The sequence below is a fragment of the Rhodococcus artemisiae genome (genome assembly GCF_036327795.1).
Taxonomy (GTDB): domain Bacteria; phylum Actinomycetota; class Actinomycetes; order Mycobacteriales; family Mycobacteriaceae; genus Rhodococcus; species Rhodococcus artemisiae.
The window spans coordinates 210,317-233,326 of sequence record NZ_JAUTXY010000013.1; the positions used below are offsets into that span (position 1 = coordinate 210,317).

A 23,010-nucleotide genomic window follows, 5' to 3' on the forward strand; every position below is an offset into this window, starting at 1 on the left:
TCGTGATACGGACCGTTGGAGGCCGTATGGTGTGACGTTATGCGCGTCGCTTACAACGAACAGATGGATGAACTCACCGGGCTACTCGGCGAAATGGCCGGACTCGCCGGAGTGGCGATGGAACGGGCCACCCAAGCCTTGCTCCAGGCCGACCTCCCCCTCGCGGAGACGGTGATCGAGGAGCACGACAAGATCACCGAACTCGGTGCCGTGTGCGAAGAGAAGGCCTTCGCACTTCTCGCCCTGCAGGGCCCGGTCGCGGGCGACCTGCGCGCGGTGGTCAGCGGCATCCAGATCGTCGCGGACATCGATCGGATGGGTGCGCTGGCCCTGCACATCGCAAAGGCCACACGCCGGCGTCACCCCAATCACGTGCTGCCCGACGAGGTCAGTGGATACTTCGCGGAGATGGGCCGGATCGCCGTGTCACTCGGCGCCGCGACCCGCGAGATCCTGGAGACCCGCGACCCCGAGCGCGCAGCACGCCTCCACGAGGAGGACGAGGCGATGGACGATCTCCACCGCCACCTGTTCACGGTGCTCATGGACCGTGAATGGAAGCACGGCGTGGCCGCGGCCGTCGACGTCACTCTCCTGGGACGCTTCTACGAGCGGTTCGCCGACCACGCCGTCGAGGTGGGTCGCCGCGTGATCTTCCTGGTGACGGGCAAGCTGCCCACCCTCGAGGACTTCCACACCATGCAGCAGCGCGTCGACAAGCTCACCGTGTATCCCGAGTCCTGAGTTCGCTTGCGCCACACGCGCAGAGCCCCGACCGGATGATCCGGTCGGGGCTCTCCTATTCGTGCTGTGGTCAGTCATGGTGTGGCCGAGGAAGACTCAGCCGAAGCGGCCCGAAATGTAATCCTCAGTGGCCTTCTGCGTCGGGTTCGAGAAGATCTTCTCGGTGTCGTCGATCTCGATCAGCTTGCCGGGCCTACCGGTGGCCTCGAGATTGAAGAACGCCGTCTGGTCGCTCACGCGGGCTGCCTGCTGCATGTTGTGCGTGACGATCACGATCGTGAACTCCTGCTTCAGCTCCGTGATCAGATCCTCGATCGCAAGCGTCGAGATCGGGTCGAGAGCGGAGCACGGCTCATCCATGAGCAGCACGTCGGGCTGTACCGCGATCGCGCGGGCGATACAGAGACGCTGCTGCTGACCGCCGGACAGACCACCGCCGGGCTTGTCGAGGCGATCCTTGACCTCCGTCCACAGGTTCGCCCCACGCAGCGACTTCTCGGCGACCTCGTCGAGCTTCTTCTTGTCGCGCATGCCCTGCAGCTTCAGGCCCGCAACGACGTTGTCGCGAATCGACATCGTCGGGAAGGGGTTCGGCCGCTGGAACACCATGCCGATGGTCTTGCGCACACCCACCGGATCGACGGACGCGTCGTAGATGTCCTCACCGTCGAGGAGCACCGACCCTTCGACGTAGGCACCAGGGGTCACCTCGTGCATGCGGTTGAGGGAGCGGAGCACGGTGGACTTACCGCAGCCCGACGGGCCGATGAACGCCGTAACGTTGCGAGGAGGCACCGAGAGCGTCACGTCGGACACCGCGTGGAACTTGCCGTAGAAGATGTTGACGTCCTTGAGATCCAGACGCTTGGCCATTACCGGCTCCCTAATGGTGTATCGAATTCGAAGTATGTGGTCATCGCCGGCTCGTCTACTTGGAGCCGACCTGCGACAGGCGGCCGATCAGCTTGGCTGCGATGTTGAGGATCGCGATGATCAGGATCAGGGTCAGCGCCGCACCCCAGATGCGCATCGAGCCCGCTTCGGTGGGGTTGTTCATCTCGGCGACCATCAGGCCCGGCAGTGTGGCCATCTCGCCACCGAACAGGTTGAAGTTGATGAACGGTGCGTAGCCCACGAGGATCAGCAGCGGCGCGGTCTCACCCATCACACGAGCGAGCGCGAGCATGATGCCGGTGATGATGCCGGCGAGCGAGGTCGGGAGCACGATCCGGGCGATCGTCTTCCACTTCGGGACACCGAGCGCGTACGACGCCTCGCGGAGATCCTGCGGAACGATCCGCAGCATTTCCTCGGTGCTGCGCACCACGACCGGCACCATCAGCAGCACCAGCGCCAGGGACACTGCGAATGCGGACTTCGGCATTCCGAAAGTCGCCACCCACAGCGCGTAGATGAACAGCGCGGCGACGATGGACGGAACACCACTGAGGATGTCGACCATGAACGTGGTGATGCGGCCGAGCTTCGACTTGCCTGCGTACTCGACGAGATAGATCGCGACGAAAACACCGAGCGGGATCGAGATGACCGCACATACCAATCCCTGCAGGAGGGTGCCGATGATCGCGTGGTAGACACCGCCACCCATGGACGAAGCGGTCAATCCGCTCAACGAGTGTGTGAACCAGGTCGGGGAGAGCAGTGCGGGCAGGCCCTTGGCGATCACCGTGAAGAGCACCCAGGCCAACGGCACGAGAGCAACGAGCACCGAGAGGCTGACGAGCACCGTGGCCGCGACGTCCTTGATGCGACGTGCACCGCTGACCCGCTGGAATGTCGGTGCCTTGACCGGTGATTTGAGGGTTGTCGTCGTCATGGCGTCAGTCCTTCTTTCCAGCGACGATCATGCGGGCTGCGGCGTTGACGACGAAGGTCAGGACGAAGAGCACGAGACCTGCCGCGATGTAGGCGCCTGCCTGGATGTTGTTGTTGAACTCGGCGTAACCGAGGGCGATCTTCGATGCGATGGTGGCGCCACCGTCGAACAGCGACCAGGAAAACGCGTCGGAGGTGGTCCGCAGGATGAGGTAGAGGGCCATGGTCTCGCCGAGTGCACGTCCGAGACCGAGCATCGAACCGCTGACGTAGCCCGACTTGCCGAACGGGATGACCGTGGTCTTCACGACTTCCCAGCGCGTCGCGCCGAGTGCGAGCGCCGCCTCGATGTGCGCGGTGGGCGTCTGGACGAACACCTCACGGCTCACGGCGGCGATGGTGGGCAGGATCATCACTGCGAGCACGATGCCCGCAGTGAAGATCGTTCCGCCACCCACAATCGAACCGCTGCCCGTCGCGAACAGCGGGAACCAGCCGAGGTTGGTGTTGAGGAACTCTGCGACCGGCCGCAGGAAGGGCGCGAGGATCAGCATGCCCCACAGGCCGTAGACGATCGACGGCACCGCGGCGAGCAGGTCGATCACGTACGCGAGCGCCTTCTTGACCCGCGCGGGGCAGTACGAGGTCAGGAAGATCGCGATACCGAGGGCCACCGGCATCGCGAGTACCAGCGCGAACACCGACACGAGGACGGTGACCTGGAACAAATCGAGGACGCCGAAGGCCATCGCCTCGATGTCCTGCGTGACCCACTCGCGGCTGGTGAGGAAGTTGACGGTGTTGCGTTGCAGCGCGGGCACTGCACGCCAGACGAGGAACACCGCGATCGCGGCGATGATCACCGAGATCAGGACGGCAGACCCGGAAGCCAACGAACTGAAGATCCGGTCGCCTGGCCGAACGACGGTCTTCTTCTTGGTCTGTGGGGAAGTAATCTTGGCCTCCGGTGTACTGCCGTGCGGACCGCCCGGTCCTGACCCGGCCGGGTCAGGACCGGCGGCGCGAGTAGCCGAGGTGCTCGGCGCGTCACTCATGTGAACTCGCAATCTATCTCGTTGTGGATTTCAGGAACGGGCGGTCCGCCTGTACAGACGATCAGGCGATCAAGCGATGGCGTCGATCGACTCGGTCAGCTGGGTCTTGAAGGAATCCGGCAGCGGAACGTAGCCGATCTCCTCGAGACCTTCCTGGCCTTCGTTGGCCGCGCTGGTCAGGAACGACTTGATCGCTGCCCCTGTGTCGGCGTCGTAGCCACCCGAGCAGACGATCTCGTAGGTGGCGAGCACCAGCGGGTACGCTCCTTCGGCGTCGGTGCCGAAGATCGAGGTGAGGTCGAGAGTCAGATCGCCGCCGCCGGCGCTGGCGAACTCGGCACCGTCGATGGCCGCAGCGGCGCTCTCGGCGGTCAGCTCGACCGGGCCGTTGCCGGTGTCGATCGACGCGATACTGAGCCCGTTCTGTTCGGCGAACGACAGCTCGACGTAGGTGATCGATCCGGGGGAACCCGAAACAGCCTGGGCGACACCGGCAGATCCCTTCGCACCTTCACCGATACCGCCGGTGAAATCGGAGCCTGCGCCGGTGGTCCATGCACCGTTGGACGCTGCCTCGAGGTACTGCTGGAAATTGTCGGTGGTACCCGACGAATCCGAACGGACGATCGCCGTGATCGGGGTGTCGGGCAGTTCGACGCCCTCGTTGAGTGCGACGATCGCCGGATCGTTCCACGTGGTGATCTGGCCGTTGAAGATCTTGGCGGCGACCTCACCGTCGACGACGAGATTGTCGACGCCCTCGAGGTTGTAGGCGAGCGCGACCGGGCCGAACACGAGCGGCAGGTTCCAGGCCGGATTGCCCGCGCAACGCTCGGCAGCCAGCGCTGCCTGCTCTCCCTCGATACCGGAGTCGGAGCCTGCGAAATCGATCTGGCTTGCGATGAATTGTGTGCGGCCGTCACCGGAACCCGACGGGTTGTACGCCACGTTGACCGTGGAGCCCTTCTCGTTACAGACGGCGATGTAGGTCGACACGAAGTTGTCCATCGCGTTCTTCTGCGCAGACGACCCCGCCCCCGAGAGGTTCGCCTTGCCCTCGCAGGTCGCACCCGACGCGTCGGCATCGACCTCGACGGAGCCCGCGTTGTTGTCGCTACCGCAAGCCGCGAGCGTGAGGGCGCCGGCCGCAAACAGGCCGAGCAGAGCACCATTGCGCTTCAGGTTCACCTGTACTCCTTCAGGAATATCGCTTCCGCCACACAAGGCTGGGTGGCGACTTCGAGACGCGGGAGGATCCCGGCGCCGAGCCGACAGCATCCGACCCGTATGCAGAAGGTAGGCGGATCCGGTGGACGGATACTTCCTCGCTGGTTAACAGAAGATGAACACGCCGGATACAGGCGCTATTGGTGTTGCGACGATCACCCGAACTTCACCGGACAACGACGTGTCGTCGGGAGATGTTCACTTCGCGTATGCGACATCCACATGAAACCGCTCGAACCCGAGCTTGCCGTAGGTGTTGAGCGCGGCTGTGTTGTCACCCTCGACATAGAGCAGAACAGTGGGTAGTCCGCGCTCGCGCAGATGATGCAGACCGGCGAGGGTGAGAAGCCGACCGAGACCCCGGCCCTGTGCCTCCGGATCGATACCGACCACGTAGACCTCGCCGAGCGACGGTTCCGTAGGCCCCGGAGGGTGCACCTTCGTCCAGTGGAAGCCCAGGAGACGATCAGGATCGGCGGCGTCGAATGCGAGGAACAGCCCCTCGGGATCGAACCACGACTCGGCGCGACGGTCGGCCACATCGCTCGCTGTCATACGCCCCTGTTCGGGGTGCCATTCGAAGGCGGATGCATTGACCCGGACGAGCTCCGGATCGTCCGAGGGCCCTCGATACGTGCGCAACTCCACCGAATCGGGAACTTCGAGCTCGGGGAGTGCGAGATCGAGCGACCGTCTCAGCTGGAGTAGTTCGCGCACGCCCGACAGGTCTAGTTTCGCGGCGACGGCCCGGGCAGCGGGAAGGTCGCCATGCGCCCACACCCGCGCCCCGGAGCCGCCTTCGGTCAGTGCTGCACCGACGAGCTCGCTACCGAGCCCGCGGCCTCGATGGGCCGGATCCACGACGACCTCGGACATCGACGGATGATCGCCGTGCGCAGGCGTGAGATTCGCATACCCGGCGACCGCACCGTCCACGACAGCGATCAGGTGCCGCGCGTCGGTGTCGCGGGTCAGGGAGTGGGCCGCGTGCTCCGATACCGGAGCGGTACCGTCGTGCGCGGTGGCGCGGTCGAGAAGTGCCTGCACCTCGGCGGCGTGCGCCGCGGTCGGACGCTCGACGAACTGCTGCGATCCGCGCGGCTGCTGCAATGGGAGCTCTTCGCGCGGCTGCTGCAATGGGAGCTCTTCGCGCGGCTGCTGCAATGGGAGCTCTTCGCGCTCGTGGTGCCCGGGCTTCATGCACCCGAGGGTAGCCACTACTCCGCGAACTCGTCCTCGGGGTGCCCGACAGTGTGACCGCCCTTTGTGCGGCTGCTCGGCCGGACTGCCTTGTAGCCGACATTACGGACGGTGCCGATGAGGGCTTCGTGCTCGGGGCCGAGCTTCGCGCGGAGTCGTCGCACGTGCACATCGACCGTGCGAGTGCCGCCGAAGAAGTCGTAGCCCCACACTTCCTGCAACAACTGCGCGCGGGTGAAGACCCGGCCGGCGTGCTGGGCGAGATACTTGAGGAGTTCGAATTCCTTGTACGTCAGGTCGAGCGGTTTCCCGCGCAACCTCGCCGTATATGTGTCCTCGTCGATGGTGAGTTCGCCGAGCGTGATCCGCCCGGACGTCTCGGCGCCGACCGCTCCACCGGACCGCGCCAGGAGCAGCCGCAATCGGGCGTCGAGTTCTGCGGGTCCCGTGCCGGTGAGCAGGATGTCGTCGAGCGCCCAGTCGGGGTTGACCGCGACGAGCCCGCCTTCGGTGAGGACAGCGACGACGGGGATGGCCGATCCCGCTCCCCCGAGCAGGCGACACAATCCGCGCGCTGCGGCGAGATCCGTCCGGGCGTCGACGATCGCAATATCTGCGGTTGCTGCCTCGAGCAGCGACGACACCTCGGTCGGAACCGGCCGGACCGAATGTGCCAGTAGCGACAGCGACGGCAACACGGCATCAGGATTCGGATCGGAGGTCAGAAGGAGAAGTTCCACCGGGCCTCCGTTTCTTCGCACTGCCTGGGTGGACCGTTCCGGATGAACGACGTGCTACAGATTAACCTCCCATTTGTTACCGGCGTGTTAGCTGACAGAAGGCGGCGCGGTACGCTCCGTCACAATGGTCGGCGTGCGCAAACTCATTTACGGCCTCGTCGTCCTCGTCGGCCTCGCTCTACTGGTCGATTTCGGAGCGGCGGCCTGGTCCGAGTATCGGCTGTCACGGGCGCTGCGTGAGGGCGGAGCCCTCGAGTCCGACCCCGCGGTGACGATCCACGGATTCCCGTTTCTCCTGCAAGCACGCAACGGGCACTACGAAAACGTCGAGATCACCGCAGATCGGGTCCCCACCGACATGCTCGGTGACATCACGGTCGAAGCGAACCTCGTGGGCGCCCACGCAGAAGCCTCCGAACTCCTCGACGGATCGATCCGGTCGGTACCGGTCGACCTGCTGTTCGGCCGCGTCATGATCGACGCCACCGAGCTCGGTCAGGCGCTCGACATCCCCGATCTGCAGATTTCTGCGCCGCCGGACAGCAAGTCCGACGGCACCGGCGGATCCGGCGGATCCGGTCCGACCACAGCCGGCGGTGTCGTGCTCACCGGCACTGTGCCTGTCGGCCCGCTCTCGGCGCGGGTCAGTGTCCAGGCAGACCTCGTGCTGGACGGCGACCAAGTACAGATCGTCGCGTCCGACCTGTACTTCGGCCCTGAGGGACATGCCGATTTCACAGTTCCCGACCCCTTGAAGCCCCTGGTACTGGGACTGTTCACCACCACGATCGAGCCGCAGGACCTGCCGTTCGGCGTCTATCCCACGTCGGTGGAGGCACGTGGCTCGCGGATCGTCATCGAAGGCGAAGCGCACAACGTGACCATCGACCTCGCGGAAGTGCAGCGTCCCTCGTGACCGCACTCGCCGTCCTTGCGGTCGTGGTCGTCACGGCGTGCGTCGTAGGAGTGGTGCTGCGCGCGCAGTCCGGCCGTGTGAGGGAGCAACCGGCCGGCGGTCCCTCGGTGGCGAACCCGGCACTCGGCAGAGTCGGAGTCGGCGCCGGTGAACCGGTGATTCTGCACTTCTCCGCGCCGTGGTGCGGACCGTGCGCTGCGGTGCGCCGGGTGGTGTCCGCGGTGGTGGAAGACCCCGGCGACGCCGCGACACCGGTGCGCGACATCGAACTCGATCTCGATGAAAACTCCTCGCTGGCCGCCGAACTCGGCGTACTCTCGCTTCCCACGACGTTGTTGTTCGACAGCAACGGACGCCAGCGCTTCCGGGTCTCCGGGGTTCCGACGGCTGATGACCTGAGGCAAGCGCTGGCCGCGCTGTGACGTCGGCGTGCACCCACCCCTTCCCTGTGCCGGTTTCTCGGTTAGACTGCGACACGTGCTCACCTGCCAAGAGCTGATGCTCACCCGACGCCGCACAGTCGATCTGTGCCGCCTCGGCGGCTCTTGTTGTACCTGCTGATCCACACGCGGTCGAGCTACCGCGATTCGACTCGCCCCAGCGATATCGATCACGCAGGAGTACATACATGTCTCTCACCAATTCCTCTGCTGCCCAGGTAGACGTTCGCGGACCTCGGTTCGCGGCCTGGATCACCACAGCGGTTCTCGTCGCGGTCCTCGTCATCGCCTCGTTCGCGCCGCCCGTGGCCGGCATTCTGCTGGCCGCGCAGACCGTCGTGTTCGCCCTCGGCGCGGCACTAGGCCCACGACGCAGCCCGTACGGCGCACTCTTCGCCACCGTGGTCGCCCCTCGTGTGGGACCACCGTCCGAGACCGAACCCACCCCGCCTCTGCGGTTCGCGCAGGGTGTCGGATTCGCCTTCGCATTGATCGGCACCGTCGCATTGCTCACCGGCGCCGTCACGCTCGGCATCGTCGCCGCAGGGTTCGCACTGTTCGCAGCACTGCTGAATGCCGCATTCGGTGTGTGCCTCGGCTGCCGCATCTACCCGCTGATCGCCCGGTTACGGCCACAGACGACCTGAGTTGCCGTTCCGCCGACCTGCTCTTCCGTCAACACTGCTGTTCCACCCACAAGTCCTTCAGATCCATCACGAAAGGAACACCCATGGCTCGCTCCGATGTTCTGGTCTCCGCCGACTGGGCTGAGAAGAACCTGCAAGCGCCGAAGACCGTCTTCATCGAGGTCGACGAAGACACCTCCGCCTACGAAGGCGGTCACATCGAAGGTGCGATCCGCCTCGACTGGCGCAAGGATCTTCAGGACGGGGTCCGCCGCGACTTCCTGAACCAGGAGCAGTTCTCCGCTCTGCTGTCTGCGAAGGGTGTCGCGAACGACGACACCGTCGTGCTCTACGGCGGCAACAACAACTGGTTCGCGGCGTACGCCTACTGGTACTTCAAGCTGTACGGTCACCAGGACGTCAAGCTCATCGACGGTGGCCGTAAGAAGTGGGAACTCGACGGTCGCCCGCTGTCGAAGGACGAGGTCACCCGCCCGGCCACCGAGTACAAGGCCTCCGCGCCCGACACGTCGATCCGCGCGTTCCGCGACGAGGTCATCGACGCCATCGGCGGCAAGAACCTCGTCGACGTGCGTTCGCCCGACGAGTTCTCCGGCAAGATCCTCGCTCCCGCGCACCTTCCGCAGGAGCAGGCCCAGCAGCGCGGACACGTCCCCGGGGCAATCAACATCCCGTGGAGCACCACCGCCAACGAGGACGGCACCTTCAAGTCCGACGAGGACCTCACCGCTCTCTACTCGGAGAAGGGCTTCGACGACAGCAAGGAAACCATCGCGTACTGCCGTATCGGTGAGCGCTCGAGCCACACCTGGTTCGTGCTGCAAGAGATCCTCGGCAAGAAGAATGTCAAGAACTACGACGGCAGCTGGGTCGAATACGGCTCACTCGTCGGCGCACCGATCGAATTGGGAGCATAAGAACATGTGTGGAGCACCCGTCCAGTCCCAGACCCTTCCGTCGAACGTCGACACCGAGAAGGAAACGGTCATCACCGGCCGTGTTCTCGCAGCCGACGGACAGCCCGTCGGTGGCGCCTTCGTCCGTCTGCTCGACGGTGGCGACGAGTTCACCGCCGAGGTCGTCGCGTCAGCGACCGGTGACTTCCGGTTCTTCGCCGCGCCCGGCGACTGGAAGATCCGCGCGCTGTCCAGCACGGGCAACGGCACCGCGACCGTGAGCCCGACTGCAGCCGGCGTGCACAACGTCGACGTGACCGTCGCGAAGTAATACCCCGGTCCGCAAGGGCCTGAGTCCGGATTCACACCGGGCTCAGGCCTTTTTGCGTTTCATCACATCGTGAATTCCGGTTTTCTCCTGCACGACCCGGACCCGTCGTCGGCCGTTAATCCTGCCGAGGTCTAAGATGGCCGCGTGGTCATTTTCTTCGAACTTATGCTGCTCGCCGCAACCCTGCTCATCGCCTGGTTTGCGCTGTACACGATCTACCGCCTGGTTACTCAAGACTAGTGACTGCGGAATCGGACGACTCCCGCCGCAGCGGTAACGACGCGATCGCGGAGGCCGAGAAGCGCGCGGCTGCCACAGCCGAGCGCAACATCCCGGCCCTGCCCGGGCTGCCCGGCCCGGAAGACACCGCGAACCTGCGATTCGGCCCCGACCTCGACCCGGCGATGCTCGCGTTGCTACCGCTGGTCGGTGTGTGGCGTGGCGAGGGTGAGGGACACGATCCCGAGACGGGCGACTACCGCTTCGGTCAGCAGATCGTCGTCACGCACAGCGGCGCTGATTACCTCGCGTGGGAAGCACGTTCGTGGCGTCTCGACGACGCCGGCGAGTTCAGTGCACCGGACCGTCGAGAGAGCGGCTTCTGGCGTGTGTCGGGTACCGACGCCGCCGGCAGTGAGGATCCGGAGACCGTCGAGCTGCTGCTCACCCACAGCGCCGGTGTCGTCGAGCTGTACTACGGAACGGCCCTGACCCAGTCGTCGTGGGAGCTCGCGACGGACGTGGTGATCCGCACGAAGTCCGGCGAGGCCGTGGGAGGAGCCAAGCGGCTCTACGGCATCGTCGAAGGCGGCGACCTCGCCTACGTCGAAGAACGTGTCATCGCCGACGGCGAACTGGTCCCGCGCATGTCAGCGCGGTTGTCCCGCTACGTCGGCTGACGGTCACCTCGTCTCCGAGGGGTCTTCGGCACCGGACTCCGCGCGGTCCTCGTCGTCTTGCTCCCCGCTGTCGTGGTCCTCGTTGTCGTGGTCCACGTCGTCGGTATTGCCCGATCCCACGTCCGGGATCGCGTGCGTGACCACCACGACTTCCGGTGCGGGCAATTCCTCGGCCGCAGCAAGAGCTTCGGCTGTGTGCACCTGGGGCCACTGACGGGTGACCGGTTCCGGGCGCTCACCGAGGTCTTCGCGAATTCCCCGCACCAAGCTGTACATCATCACGAAACCCATCACGAAGAACGGCAGACCGACCACCGTGATCAGCTGTTGCAGCGCGTCGAGGCCGTCCTTGCCGGTCGCGACGAGCATGGTCGACGCGACCAGACCCATCAGGATCGCCCAGAAGAGACGTTGATGGATCGGCGCCTTCTCCTCGTGCCCGGACGCCATCATGTCGAGCACCATCGCGGTCGAATCCACCGACGTGACGAAGAAGATCACCACGAGCACAATGGCGATGAACGAGACGAATCCCGTGAACGGGAAATGCCCGAGGAACTCGAAAAGTGCGCCGGGGATGTCGCCGTCGCCGACGACGCGCTCGACGAGCCCACCTTCGCCGTTGAGCTCGATGTCGAACGATCCCATGCCGAAGATGCTGAACCAGATCACCGAGAACAGCACGGGTAATCCGAGCACGCCACCGACGAATTCTCGGATTGTGCGGCCGCGCGAGATCCGGGCGATGAAGATTCCGACGAACGGCGACCACGTGATGGTCCACGCCCAGTAGAACACCGTCCATGTGTTCTGCCAGCCGGAGCTCGCGAAGGTGTCGTTCCAGAATGCGAGCCGCGGCAGTGCCTCCGCATAGATTCCGACCGATTCGATCATGCCCTTGAGCAGAAACAGGCTCGGCCCGGTGACCAGCACGAACACCAGAAGACCCACGGCCATACCGATGTTGAGATTCGACAACCGCTTGATGCCTTTGTCGAGTCCGAGTGCCACCGAGACGCCCGCCATCACCGTCACGATCGCGATCAGCCCGATCTGGATGAATCCGGACTCTTCGAGGTCGAACAGCTGCGCGAGACCGGCGTTGATCTGCAGCGTTCCGAGACCCACCGATGTCGCGACACCGAACACCGTGCCGAGGATCGCGAGGACATCGATGGCGTGGCCGATCGGGCCGTAGATACGGACGCCGAGAATCGGCGCGAAGATCGAACTCACCCGGGGCGGCAGGTGCCGCTTGTAGATGAAGTATCCGAAGCACAGACCCGGCAACGCAAAGATCGTCCAGGTGTGCAGGCCGAAATGATAGAGGGCGAAGCCCATCGCTTCCTGGGCGGCCTCGACAGAACGGGGCTCGACATCCTGCATCGGCGGGTTCGCGAAATGCGAGATCGGCTCGGCAACAGCCCAGAACATCAGGATCGTACCGATGCCTGCGGCGAACAGCATCGAGAACCAGGTGATGTTCGAATGCTCGGGCCGCTCGTCGTCACCACCGAGCCGGACCCGGCCGTATCGGGTGAGCGCAATCCCCACCAGGAAGAGGAGAAAGGTCGTGACGCCGAGGATGTAGAACCAGCCCAGGTTGGTCATGATCCAGGTCGACGCGGTGCTGAAGATCTCGTCGACCGCGCCGGTGAACGCGATCGTCACGACGACGAACAAGATCGCCACCGCCGCTGATGCGAAGAAGATGCCCGGCGATGTCCGCAGCCGGAGGGCGTCATGAGCGCGCTGCAAGATCGGCATCCGCTACATGTACCCCACCGGCTCGGCCGCTATACCCGATTCACCCATATGTGCACGCGACGGTTTCCTCACATTTACGGTGTCGAGCACACGCGAACGACCGTTGCAGTACGCAACCCCCGAGCTGCCGACTCTCCACGGAATTCCTCCGCGAATGTCGGATCCGGTCCGGACAGACCGGTGCTCGGGGGCCGGGTGACCACCTGGGATTCGCCTACCGAGTGCGGCGGGTGAATTCCGTCGTCACACTGCTAGCGGATGGTCACCTCACGCGTCCGAATATCAATCACTTCCAGACCACCTCCTTTCTCGTGTACCTGAGAAAGTACGCGCGGATCACGGCGTCGGCAACGCATTTTTCTCGATGCGTACCACCAGGTCAGCGGCGGTGCCCGCGGGCAGGCTGTGCGTGACCACGACGACCGTACGGGCAGGATCGACGAGTCCCGAACCGGAATCGAGCAGTTGCCGCTGCAGATGCGCGGCATCCTCGGCATCGAGATGCTCGGCCGGTTCGTCGAGCAGCAATATCTCCGCCGGCGACAGGATCGCGCGTGCCAGGAGCAACCGGCGTCGCTGGCCACCCGAGATGTCGCGGGCGCCGGAGGCCAGCACCGTGTCGACACCATCCGGTAATGCGTCGACCCACTCCCCCAGACCGACCGACGCGAGGGCGGCCCGCGCCTCGAACTCGTCCACGGTCCCCCGGGCAACGCGCAGATTCTCGAGGATCGACGTATCGAAGATGTGGGCGTCCTCGGCGAAGAATGCAACACGTCGGCGGAGAGCAGCCTGATCGATCTCCGCGAGATCCACACCGTCGAGAGTGACCGAACCACCTGCCGGTGCCAGCAGCCCGGCCAGTGTCATCACGGTGGTGGTCTTGCCGCTACCGCTGCTTCCGACGATCGCGACCCGCGAACCGGGGGCAGCGTCCAGGTCGACGGGTCGGGTGCACGCGCCGCCCGGCCATCCGCTGCGCAACCCGTCGGCACGGAGTCTGCCGGGACCGTCCGCGGATGCGGTGCCGTGGGGCACGGGGCGGTCAGCACGGTCGAGCAGGTCGACGATGCGCCGTGCCGCGAGTCGAGCACGGGTCAGTGTCTGCGCCGCAGCAGGGAGCACCGCGGTGGCTTCGAACGCGGACAACGGCAGCAACACGAGGATGCCCAGCGTCGTGGGACTCATCGTCGCAGCATCCGATCCGAATACGGTGACACCGATCAGGAGTGCCCCGAGCACACTCGCCCCCACAGCGAGTGGTGCTGCCGCATCCGCGAATGCGGCAGGGACGGCCGAACGGTCGGTGGCACGCACCGATTCGAGATTCGCGGCCCGCGCACGGTCTGTCACGGAGGTCAAGCGCCCCGCGACACGTAGTTCCGCGGCGTGGTCGAGTGCGGTCACGGCGTCCTCGCCGAAGCGGGTCCGGGCGGCGTCGCCGTCGGCCTCCGCACGGGCCGCGGCCGACGCCGACAACCACGGTGCGACGACGCCGGCCAGCAGCAGAGCGACGGCGAGAACGACGCCGGCAGCAGGGACGATAACCCCGACAGTGATCACGGCGGCGAGACTCAATACGACCGCGACCGCGATGGGCACGAGGGCGCGCACCACGACGTCGCCGAGTGCGTCGACGTCGGAGCCGGTGCGCGAGAGCAGATCCCCGCGTCTCAGCCCCGCGGAAGCAGCGGGATCCCCCTCGGCGAGACGCTCGTAGAGCCGCGAGCGCGCCGACGTCATGCCGCGCAGCGCGGCGTCATGTGTGGCGAGCCGCTCGAAGTACCGGAAAAGTCCGCGCGAGATACCCAGCGCACGCACCGCGACGACCGCGACGGTCAGATCGAGGACCGGCGGCATCTCCCACGCGCGCACGATGAGCCACGCCGAGATCCCCGCGAGCAGCAGTGCGCTACCGAGCGTCGCGACACCCGCGACCACGGCGATGATCACGCGGCGAGGTTCGAGTTCGAGAAGCGCCATGGCCCTGCGCAGCACATGCTTCCCGTCGCTCCGCTCGAACTGACCAGATCCCCCGTCGCTCCGCTCGCCCTGACCACATCCCCCGTCGCTCCGCTCGCCCTGACCACTCATCGGACACCTCCTTCCACAACGACCACCCGGTCCGCGATCGCGAGTAGAGACGGTCGGTGCGCGACGATCACGACGGTGCGACCCGCCCGTGCGCGAGCACGAAGGGCGTCCAGGACGGTGGCTTCGGTGGCGTCGTCGAGGTGCGCGGTGGGTTCGTCGAGCAACAGGACTTCTCGAGGTGACGCCAGAGTTCGGGTGAGTGCCAGCCGTTGCCGCTGGCCCAGCGACAGACCGGTCCCGTCGGCACCGACGACGGTGTTCCACCGATCCGGAAGTTCGGCGAGAACGGCGTCGAATCCTGTGGCCGCGCAGATGTCGTCGAGTTCGGGGTTCGCGGGGTCGACCCCGGTGAGCCACAGGTTGTCGGCGAGGGTTCCGGGGAGCAGCACGGGTCGCTGAGGCAGCCAGGCGACCCGCTCCCACCATTGATCGGTGCCTTCCGCCGGGATGCCGTCGACGGTGACGTGTCCTTCCGCCGGTTCGGCGAGACCGAGGAGCGCGAGCAGTGCGGTCGACTTGCCGCTGCCGTTGGGTCCGGAAAGGGCGGTGATCTCGCCGGGTCGGCAGATCGCATCGAGTCGGTGCGGGGCGTATCCGTCGCGGCTCCCGACACTCAGCCCGTCGAACACCAACTCCGGTGCGACCTCCCGGCTCCGATCGGGCCCCTCGCTCGATGCTGCCGATCCGGGTCGGGTCGCATCGGTCCCCACGTTGTCGAGGATCGCGAATGCCCTTTCCGCGGCGGCCATCCCGTCCTCGGCGGCGTGGAACTTACTGCCCACCGTGCGAAGAGGCCGGTAGGCCTCCGGCGCGAGGACCAGTGCGATGATGCCTGCCTCGAGGGGCATCCCACCGGTAACGAGGCGCATGCCGATGGCCACCGCGACGAGCGCGACCGAGAGGGTAGCGAGGAATTCGAGCACGGTGCCCGACAGGAACGCGACGCGGAGCGCGGACATCGTGGTGCGGCGATGATCGTCACCGAGTTCGCGGACACGGGCTTCCGGTCCGCGTTCACGGCCCAGTGCGCGCAGGGTCGGCAGCCCCGCGACCAGGTCGAGCAATTGCGACGACAGAGTGGTCATCGCCGACAGGGTGCGGTCGGCCTTCCCTTTGGTGAGGAATCCGATGAGGATCATGAAAATCGGGATCAGCGGTAGCGTGACCACAACGATGATCGCCGATGTGAGGTCTTGCGTGGCGATGACGACGACCGTGATCGGGGTGAGCGTGACGGCCAGGAGCAGTGCCGGGATGTAGCCGGTGAGGTAGTCGCCGAGTCCGTCGAGTCCGCGGGTGAGCACTGTGGCGATCTCGTCGCGGCGCGGATCGAGTTCGCGGGGCGGCAGACCCGACGCGGCGTCGAGGACTTCGTGTTCGAGTTCGGCGATCACACGCGTTGCGGACCGGTGCGCGTAGCGCGCATGCAGCCAGGTCACAGCGACCCGCACGACGATGGCCACGGTGAGGACGCCGAGTTCGGTGGCCCAGTCCCCGAGCGACCGAGCGTCGGTGGTGATGACCCCGGCAAGGACCGTGCCGATCATGAGCGCGGTCACGATCACCATCACCACATCGACGAGCGACGTAACCACAGTGAGGACGAGAAACCCCCGCGCCGCCGCGGAATAACGCCACAGCCGCGGATCGATCGGCCCCCGCCGGCGTGCACGCACGTCGGCGGGGACAGCCGCGGACCCGACGGTCACTTCGATCCGATTGTCAGACCGATGGATTTGGGAATCTGGCCCGTCGAGATCCGTTGGCGGAAAACCCAGTACGTCCAGCCCTGGTAGATCAGGACGACCGGGGTCATGATCGCCGCAGCCCAGGTCATGACCTTCAGGGTGTACGGGCTCGACGACGCGTTCTCGATCGTCAGTGACCATGCGGGATCCAGGGTGGACGGCATGACGTTCGGGAACAGCGATGCGAACAGCAGGACAATGGTCGCGATGATCGCGACTGTGGTGAAGGCGAATGCCCAGCCCTCGCGTTCGGCGGCAGTGAGTGCGACGACCACCAGCAGCGACAGCGCCGCGACGGCCACGAGGATCCACGTCCAGTCCTTGCCGTAGGCCAGCTGGGTCCACAGTACGAACCCACCCGCGACCGGGATGGCCGGGATCGCCAGCCGCCGGGCCAGCTTCACCGCGTCCTCGTGCACGTCACCCGCAGTCTTCAGAGCGATGAACACTGCGCCGTGCAGCGCGAACACGAGTGCGGTCGTGACGCCGCCGAGCAGCGCGTACGGGTTGAGCAGATCGAAGAACCCCCCGACGAACTGCTTGTTCTCGTCGATTGCGACACCGCGGATGATGTTCGCGAATGCCACGCCCCACAGCACCGCGGGCACCCACGAGCCGAAGATGATGCCCCAGTCGCAGCGCCGGCGCCACGTCGGATCGTCGATCTTGCCGCGCCATTCGATGGCGCACACGCGGACGATGAGCGCGAGCAGGATCAGCAGTAGCGGGAGATAGAACCCTGAGAACAGGGTCGCGTACCACTCGGGGAACGCGGCGAACAACGCGCCACCGGCGGTGATCAGCCACACCTCGTTTCCGTCCCACACGGGCCCGATGGTGTTGAGCAGCACACGCCGACGGGTGTCGGCGGTCTCGTCCCTGCCTCGCCCGAGTACCGGCATGTGCATGCCCACACCGAAATCGAATCCCTCGAGGACGAAGTATCCGGTGAACAGTACGGCGATCAGGATGAACCAGACTTCTTGAAGCCCCATGACCGTCTCCTAGTACGCGAAGGACAGCTTTTTGGGCTGCCCGTTGTCGTCGGACTCGTCGTCGTGTTCACCGGGTGGCTGCGCGTCGTGCTCCAGCGGGCCTTCCATCGCGTACTTGCGGATGAGCCAGAACCACACGACACCGAGGCCGGCGTAGACCAGGGTGAACGCGACGAGCGAGGTGATCACGGTCGCGGGAGCGTGGTCCGACACACCCTGTTCGACGGTGAGCCGGATCATGTCGACACCGGTCGGGTTCGGGTGGACCACCCAGGGCTGGCGACCCATTTCCGTGAAGATCCAGCCCGCGCTGTTCGCGAGGAACGGCGTGGGAATCGCCGCGATGCTGAGCCAACCGAACCACTTCTGGTCGGGAACCCGCCCGCGTCGGGTGACCCACAGACCGGCGAGCGCCAGTGCTGCGGATCCCGCCGCGAGGCCGATCATCGCGCGGAACGACCAGTAGGTGACGAACAGGTTGGGCTTGTAATTGCCCGGGCCGAACTGCTCTTCGTACTGGGCCTGCAGGTCTTCGACGCCCTGCAGCGTCACCCCGGTGAACTCGCCCTGGGCGAGGTACGACAGCACGAACGGCACTTCGAGAACGTGGATCACGCCGTCGCAGTCGTTGTGGGTACCGATGGTGAGGATCGAGAAGTTCGGGTCGGTTTCGGTATGGCACAGCGATTCCGCCGAGGCCATCTTCATGGGCTGCTGCTCGAACATGAGTTTGGCCTGGACATCACCCGTCACGAACAGGCCGATACCCGAGATGATCATGATGAGCAGGCCCAGCCGTGTCGCGGGGCGGAACATCATCCGCGCATCCGATTCGAGCCGCTCGGCTTCGAGGACGTCCGGTTCGGCACCTTCGGACTCGCGAAGCTTCTTGGCGCGTCGCATGTTCCGCACCATCCACCAGCCTCCGATACCGGCGACGAAGGTCGACGCGGTGAGGAAGCCGCCCGCCACGGCATGCGGGAACGCGGCGAGCGCGGTGTTGTTGGTGAGCAGTTCCCAGATGCTCGTGAGCTCTGCGCGACCGGTCTCGGGGTTGTACACGGCGCCCACAGGGTGCTGCATGAACGAGTTGGCGGCGATGATGAAGTACGCGGAGGCGTTGACGCCGATGGCGACGAGCCAGATGGTCGCAAGGTGTACGAGCTTCGGCAGGCGACTCCAGCCGAAGATCCACAGTCCGAGGAAGGTGGATTCCATGAAGAAGGCGACGAGTCCTTCCAACGCGAGCGGCGCACCGAACACGTCGCCGACGAAGCGCGAGTACTCGCTCCAGTTCATGCCGAATTGGAATTCCTGCACGATGCCGGTGGCCACACCGAGTGCGAAGTTGATCAGGAACATCTTCCCGAAGAACTTGGTGAGCCGATACCAGTGGTCCTTCTTCGTGACCACCCACATCGTCTGCATGATCGCGATCATCGGGGCGAGCCCGATGGTCAACGGAACAAGAATGAAGTGATACACCGTCGTGATCCCGAATTGCCATCGGGACAGGTCGAGCACGTCCATTGCCACTCCGAGTCGAACCAGTACAGGTGGAGCCCAGTACCTGGATGAAGTCCGAACGCGGGGGCCCCACGTCGGATTCTGCACACAAGACCGCGACCGCACATGCAATACGGCTTGCTACTACGAACGGTAGTAGAAAATGTCGGTGCCGCCCACCATCGGTGGCCACAACCACACCGCGGCCATACCCACGGCCGGGCTCACTCGGGTGTCAGCGTGCGGTGTCGATCGCCTTGTCGACCAGCTTCTCGATCTCCCCGTCGAGCGCGTCGGTGGCCAGCGAGTGACCGTCGAGCGTGTGCACGCGCACGGCGAGCGCCACACTCGACAACAGCCACACACCGTCGGCGACGATGAGGTCGGCGGGCCGCAACGCCTCATAGCGCACCGTGAAGTCGTGACCGCGTGCCGCGTCGAACAGTGCCTGCTGGGTGGTGCCCGGCAGGATGCCCTGCTCCGGGGGTGTCGTGAGCAAGGCTCGACCGCGCGCGATCACCACCGTCGACCGCGGCCCCTCGAGAACATGGCCCTCGCTGCTCGTGTAGATCACGTCGTCGGCCCCGACCGACTCCGCGTGCCGCAGCGCGGCCATATTGGTCGCATAGGACAGAGTCTTCGCGCCGAGGAGTTGCCACGGCGCCTTCTGCGCCAGGTCCACGGAGAATCCGCGCTCGAGCGACACCACGGAGACTCCGTCGCGCCGCGCGACGTTCACGCGCTCGGCCACGGGCGTCACCAGCAGAAACGCGGTGGGTGCGTCGCCGAACTCTCTGCCGCGGGTGTAGACGAGACGAAGTACGCCTTCGCGTGTGTCTCCCCACTGCTCGACGGCGAGGTCGATCGCCAGTCGCCAGTCGTCGAGTTCGGGGGCGGGCAGATCCGCCGCGGATGCCGACGAAACGAGCCGTGCAAGATGCAGCTCGACCGCGCGAGCTCTGCCACCTCTCACCAGCAGCGTCTCGAAGACACCATCCCCTCGCAGAACTCCGAAATCGTCGGCGTGCAGCAGGGGCGCATCAGCATCCCTCACCTCGCCATCCAGCGTCACCAGCACCCGATCAGCCATGCCACCCACCCTATCCACTACTCCCCTCCCTATCGCTTCCCCATAGACTGGTGTCGTGGCCGAGTTTCCGATCGTGTCCGAGAGCCCGTTGCTCACCTTCCCCGATGCCGTCGCGTCACCGCCCGGAAGTCCCGATGAGGGCCTTCCGTGGCACTACGGGGATCCACTGGGCGAACAGCGCGCCGCCATCACCTCCGTCGCCGTCGTCGACCGCTCCAACCGCTTCGTCATCGCGATTCCCGGCGACGAACGCCTGAGCTGGCTGCACACGATTTCCAGCCAGCACGTGCAGGCACTGCCCGACGGCACCTCCGCCGAGAACCTCAGTCTCGACTTGAACGGGCGCATCGAGCACCATTTCGTGCAGACCGACCTGGACGGCGTCACATGGATCGACACCGAACACGACCGCGGCCCCGACCTCCTCGGGTTCCTCGCCAAGATGGTGTTCTGGGCCAAGGCCGAGCCGCGCGACGGTAACGAACTCGCGGTGCTGACCCTGCTGGGTCCCGACGCCGGCAGCGCGCCGGTCCTCGCCGCGTTGGGCCTCGAAGCCTTGCCCACCGAGGCGTATGCGGCCGTCGCGCTCCCGGGCGGTGGATTCGTGCGGCGGATGCCGTGGCCCACCGAGCACTCCTACGACCTCCTCGTGCCGCGCGAGAAGCTCGCCGAGACATTCACCGCGCTCACCGCGGCCGGAGCCCGCGCAGCCGGCATCTGGGCGTTCGAGGCACTGCGCGTCGCCGATGCCCGGCCACGGGTGGGCCTCGACACCGACGACCGCACCATCCCACACGAGGCACGGTGGATCGGCAGTCCGGCCGAGGCAGGCGCCGTACACCTCGACAAGGGTTGCTATCGCGGCCAGGAGACCGTGGCCCGCGTCCACAATCTCGGTAAACCCCCACGGCACCTAGTGCTGCTGCACCTCGACGGCTCGGCCGACGGTCGCCCCGAACCCGGCGAGGCGATCACCGCCGGAGGCCGGTCGGTCGGGCGGCTCGGCACCGTCGTCGATCACTACGAGCTGGGTCCGATCGCGCTGGCCCTCGTCAAACGGAACATCGCGCCGGACACCTCACTCGTCGTCGGCCCGTGCGCGGCAGCCATCGACCCGGATTCGGTGCCGGCCGACGATACGGTCCAGGCCGGCCGCCTCGCGGTCGACCGATTGCGCGGCCGGTGAGTTCCGCACCTGACCCCGGCCGGGTCGACGCGGTGTGTGTGGTGCACGAGATCCGGGCCAGCGGCACGCGCCGCATCCCCGTCACCGGGATCGACAAGCGAGCCGTGGAGAGCCCGGTCCATGTCGGTCGTCTCGGCCTGGACGGCGACCGTCAATGCGACACCGAGCACCACGGCGGACGCTTCAAGGCCGTCTACGCGTACGGCGACGACGAGGCCCGGCGCTGGGCCGGCGACCTCGGCCGCGACCTTCCCGCCGGGTGGTTCGGGGAGAACCTGCGGACGAGCGGTATCGCCACCAGCGACGCGGTCATCGGCGAGCGGTGGCGGGTGGGCGACGCCGGTCTGCTGCTCGAAGTGTCAGGCCCTCGCACGCCCTGCGGCACGTTCGGCGTGTGGTCGGGCGAACCGGGGTGGGTCAAACGGTTCGCTGCCCGCGGTGACACCGGCGTCTATCTGAAGGTGATCGTCGAAGGCCCGGTGCAGGCCGGCGACCGGATCGTCGTCGAGGGTGTGCCCGAGCACGGGGTCACCGTGCGGGATCTGTTCACCGGACGCGATCCCGACCGGATCGCGGTGATGCTCGAGCAGCAGGACGATCTGTCGCCGAGCGTTGTGGCCAAGGCCCGGAAACGTGTCGCCGGACGAGAGGTACGGGTGGAATATTGAGCGTCGAACTGGTCGAAGTGGTGCGCTCCGGATTCCGGGAGTGCATACATCGGGGGTCCCTGGTGATCCTGGACCCGCGCGGTGAGGTGATCGTCTCGCTCGGTGAGGTCCACACCCCCGTCTATCCGCGCTCCTCGAACAAACCGTTGCAGGCGACCGCGATGCTGCGGCTGGGCTTCGCCCCACGCAACACAGCCGAACTCGCCATCGCGACGGCCTCGCACGAGGGCGAATCGGACCACATCGAACTCGTCGAGGAGCTGCTCGTCTCCTCCGGGTTCGAGGAGAGCGCACTGCAGTGTCCAGCGGATCTGCCCGGCAACGAACTCGCCCGCTCAGAGGTGCTCGCGGCGGGTCGCGCCCCTCGTCCCGCCTACATGAATTGTTCGGGCAAGCACGCCGCGATGCTCGCGACCTGCGCCGCGAACGGATGGCGTGTCGACAACTACCTCGACACCGGCCACCCCCTTCAGCAGGCGGTGGTGGAGACGATCCTCGATCTCACCGGCGACATCGAAGAGACGGATCTCGGCATCGACGGATGCGGGCTTCCCATCGTCCCCGTTCCGTTGATCAACCTGGCCCGCGCGTACTCCCGGCTGGCGACCGCCGACCCCGACACGCCCGAACGCGCGGTCTCCGATGCGATCCGCGAGCATCCGTTCCTCATCTCGGGATCGGGCAAGGACGACCTGCGGCTGATGCAGGCCGTTCCGGGACTGATGTGCAAGGCCGGAGCCGACGGCATCCATGCGGGCGCACTTCCGGATGGTTCGGCCTTCGCATTCAAGATCGATGATGGTCACGAGCGTGCCCGGCTCCCCCTCACCGCTGCGGTCCTCACGCGGCTCGGAGTCGCTGCCGATGAGAACCTCGCGGCCCTCGCCTCACAACCCGTGCTCGGCGGTGGCGTACGGGTGGGCACCGTACGGGCCGTGCCGGAGGTGTTCTGAGCCGCATCTCCATACATGTGAAAACTGTATTACCGCAGGTCGGGTGTGAATGAGATGTAACGGACACCGGCC

At 65.9% G+C, this 23,010-nt stretch carries 22 protein-coding genes; 10 read left to right on the forward strand and 12 right to left on the reverse strand.

Features of this window, described 5'->3' with window-relative positions; genetic code table 11:
* Nucleotides 1-39: 39 nt before the first annotated feature.
* Nucleotides 40-744 carry a phosphate signaling complex protein PhoU gene (gene phoU / locus Q7514_RS24255; RefSeq protein WP_054716997.1) on the forward strand — a complete coding sequence of 235 codons (705 nt, stop codon included), beginning with the start codon at nucleotides 40-42 and terminating at the stop codon, nucleotides 742-744.
* A 96-nt stretch (nucleotides 745-840) separates the two neighbouring features.
* Here the strand turns inward: phoU and pstB are convergent, their stop codons facing one another.
* The 6 genes from pstB to Q7514_RS24285 form a co-directional block, all read right to left on the reverse strand.
* Entirely contained in the window at nucleotides 841-1,617 is a 777-nt protein-coding gene (gene pstB / locus Q7514_RS24260; protein WP_054717000.1) for a phosphate ABC transporter ATP-binding protein PstB, read from the reverse strand.
* 55 nt (nucleotides 1,618-1,672) lie between these two features.
* Complete coding sequence (pstA, locus tag Q7514_RS24265; protein WP_330135807.1) at nucleotides 1,673-2,581, reverse strand: phosphate ABC transporter permease PstA; 909 nt, start codon at nucleotides 2,579-2,581, stop codon at nucleotides 1,673-1,675.
* Between the two features lie 4 nt (nucleotides 2,582-2,585).
* Nucleotides 2,586-3,635, reverse strand: a complete 1,050-nt coding sequence (gene pstC, locus Q7514_RS24270; protein ID WP_330135808.1) for a phosphate ABC transporter permease subunit PstC — start codon at nucleotides 3,633-3,635, stop codon at nucleotides 2,586-2,588.
* 69 nt (nucleotides 3,636-3,704) lie between these two features.
* Nucleotides 3,705-4,823: a phosphate ABC transporter substrate-binding protein PstS gene (pstS, locus tag Q7514_RS24275; RefSeq protein ID WP_330135809.1), complete on the reverse strand. Its 1,119-nt coding sequence runs from the start codon at nucleotides 4,821-4,823 to the stop codon at nucleotides 3,705-3,707.
* Between the two features lie 237 nt (nucleotides 4,824-5,060).
* Nucleotides 5,061-6,062 (reverse strand): mycothiol synthase, encoded by a 1,002-nt coding sequence (mshD, locus tag Q7514_RS24280; protein ID WP_330135810.1) that lies wholly within the window; start codon nucleotides 6,060-6,062, stop codon nucleotides 5,061-5,063.
* A gap of 17 nt (nucleotides 6,063-6,079) precedes the next feature.
* Nucleotides 6,080-6,802, reverse strand: coding sequence for a winged helix-turn-helix domain-containing protein (locus Q7514_RS24285; RefSeq protein ID WP_330135811.1), 723 nt, complete (start codon nucleotides 6,800-6,802; stop codon nucleotides 6,080-6,082).
* Between the two features lie 133 nt (nucleotides 6,803-6,935).
* On the opposite strand from Q7514_RS24285, the gene Q7514_RS24290 reads away from it, so the two are divergent.
* From Q7514_RS24290 to Q7514_RS24315, 6 genes are all read left to right on the forward strand, one after another.
* Entirely contained in the window at nucleotides 6,936-7,718 is a 783-nt protein-coding gene (locus tag Q7514_RS24290) for an LmeA family phospholipid-binding protein (protein ID WP_330135812.1), read from the forward strand.
* Nucleotides 7,715-8,140, forward strand: a complete 426-nt coding sequence (locus Q7514_RS24295) for a thioredoxin family protein (RefSeq protein WP_330135813.1) — start codon at nucleotides 7,715-7,717, stop codon at nucleotides 8,138-8,140. The genes Q7514_RS24290 and Q7514_RS24295 overlap by 4 nt, the downstream gene beginning before the upstream one ends.
* Nucleotides 8,141-8,346: 206 nt before the next feature.
* Complete coding sequence (locus Q7514_RS24300; RefSeq protein WP_330135814.1) at nucleotides 8,347-8,805, forward strand: DUF4395 domain-containing protein; 459 nt, start codon at nucleotides 8,347-8,349, stop codon at nucleotides 8,803-8,805.
* Between the two features lie 83 nt (nucleotides 8,806-8,888).
* Nucleotides 8,889-9,722 (forward strand): sulfurtransferase, encoded by an 834-nt coding sequence (locus Q7514_RS24305; protein ID WP_330135815.1) that lies wholly within the window; start codon nucleotides 8,889-8,891, stop codon nucleotides 9,720-9,722.
* Nucleotides 9,723-9,726: 4 nt separating this feature from the next.
* Entirely contained in the window at nucleotides 9,727-10,032 is a 306-nt protein-coding gene (locus Q7514_RS24310; RefSeq protein WP_054716598.1) for a DUF1416 domain-containing protein, read from the forward strand.
* 239 nt (nucleotides 10,033-10,271) lie between these two features.
* Complete coding sequence (locus tag Q7514_RS24315) at nucleotides 10,272-10,931, forward strand: FABP family protein (RefSeq protein ID WP_330135816.1); 660 nt, start codon at nucleotides 10,272-10,274, stop codon at nucleotides 10,929-10,931.
* A 3-nt stretch (nucleotides 10,932-10,934) separates the two neighbouring features.
* Here the strand turns inward: Q7514_RS24315 and Q7514_RS24320 are convergent, their stop codons facing one another.
* The 6 genes from Q7514_RS24320 to Q7514_RS24345 all read right to left on the reverse strand — a co-directional run bounded on the left by Q7514_RS24320 (nucleotide 10,935) and on the right by Q7514_RS24345 (nucleotide 20,131).
* Nucleotides 10,935-12,698 (reverse strand): BCCT family transporter, encoded by a 1,764-nt coding sequence (locus Q7514_RS24320; RefSeq protein WP_330135817.1) that lies wholly within the window; start codon nucleotides 12,696-12,698, stop codon nucleotides 10,935-10,937.
* A gap of 336 nt (nucleotides 12,699-13,034) precedes the next feature.
* Nucleotides 13,035-14,681 (reverse strand): thiol reductant ABC exporter subunit CydC, encoded by a 1,647-nt coding sequence (cydC, locus tag Q7514_RS24325; RefSeq protein WP_330135840.1) that lies wholly within the window; start codon nucleotides 14,679-14,681, stop codon nucleotides 13,035-13,037.
* A gap of 107 nt (nucleotides 14,682-14,788) precedes the next feature.
* A complete protein-coding gene (gene cydD / locus Q7514_RS24330; protein ID WP_408016175.1) occupies nucleotides 14,789-16,507 on the reverse strand; it encodes a thiol reductant ABC exporter subunit CydD in 1,719 nt (572 codons plus the stop codon).
* Nucleotides 16,498-17,535, reverse strand: coding sequence for a cytochrome d ubiquinol oxidase subunit II (gene cydB, locus Q7514_RS24335; protein WP_330135819.1), 1,038 nt, complete (start codon nucleotides 17,533-17,535; stop codon nucleotides 16,498-16,500). Before cydB ends, cydD begins: the two co-directional genes overlap by 10 nt.
* A gap of 9 nt (nucleotides 17,536-17,544) precedes the next feature.
* The gene (locus tag Q7514_RS24340) at nucleotides 17,545-19,065 is read right to left on the reverse strand and encodes a cytochrome ubiquinol oxidase subunit I (RefSeq protein WP_330135820.1); all 1,521 of its coding nucleotides are present in this window, start codon (nucleotides 19,063-19,065) and stop codon (nucleotides 17,545-17,547) included.
* A gap of 211 nt (nucleotides 19,066-19,276) precedes the next feature.
* Nucleotides 19,277-20,131, reverse strand: coding sequence for an aminodeoxychorismate lyase (locus Q7514_RS24345; RefSeq protein ID WP_330135821.1), 855 nt, complete (start codon nucleotides 20,129-20,131; stop codon nucleotides 19,277-19,279).
* Between the two features lie 55 nt (nucleotides 20,132-20,186).
* Between Q7514_RS24345 and ygfZ the strand changes: the two genes are divergently transcribed.
* The 3 genes from ygfZ to Q7514_RS24360 are packed head-to-tail and all read left to right on the forward strand — an operon-like array spanning nucleotide 20,187 to nucleotide 22,938.
* Nucleotides 20,187-21,317, forward strand: a complete 1,131-nt coding sequence (ygfZ, locus tag Q7514_RS24350) for a CAF17-like 4Fe-4S cluster assembly/insertion protein YgfZ (protein ID WP_330135822.1) — start codon at nucleotides 20,187-20,189, stop codon at nucleotides 21,315-21,317.
* Entirely contained in the window at nucleotides 21,314-21,985 is a 672-nt protein-coding gene (locus Q7514_RS24355) for an MOSC domain-containing protein (RefSeq protein WP_330135823.1), read from the forward strand. Before ygfZ ends, Q7514_RS24355 begins: the two co-directional genes overlap by 4 nt.
* Nucleotides 21,982-22,938, forward strand: coding sequence for an asparaginase (locus Q7514_RS24360; protein ID WP_330135824.1), 957 nt, complete (start codon nucleotides 21,982-21,984; stop codon nucleotides 22,936-22,938). The genes Q7514_RS24355 and Q7514_RS24360 overlap by 4 nt, the downstream gene beginning before the upstream one ends.
* Nucleotides 22,939-23,010 lie beyond the last annotated feature (72 nt).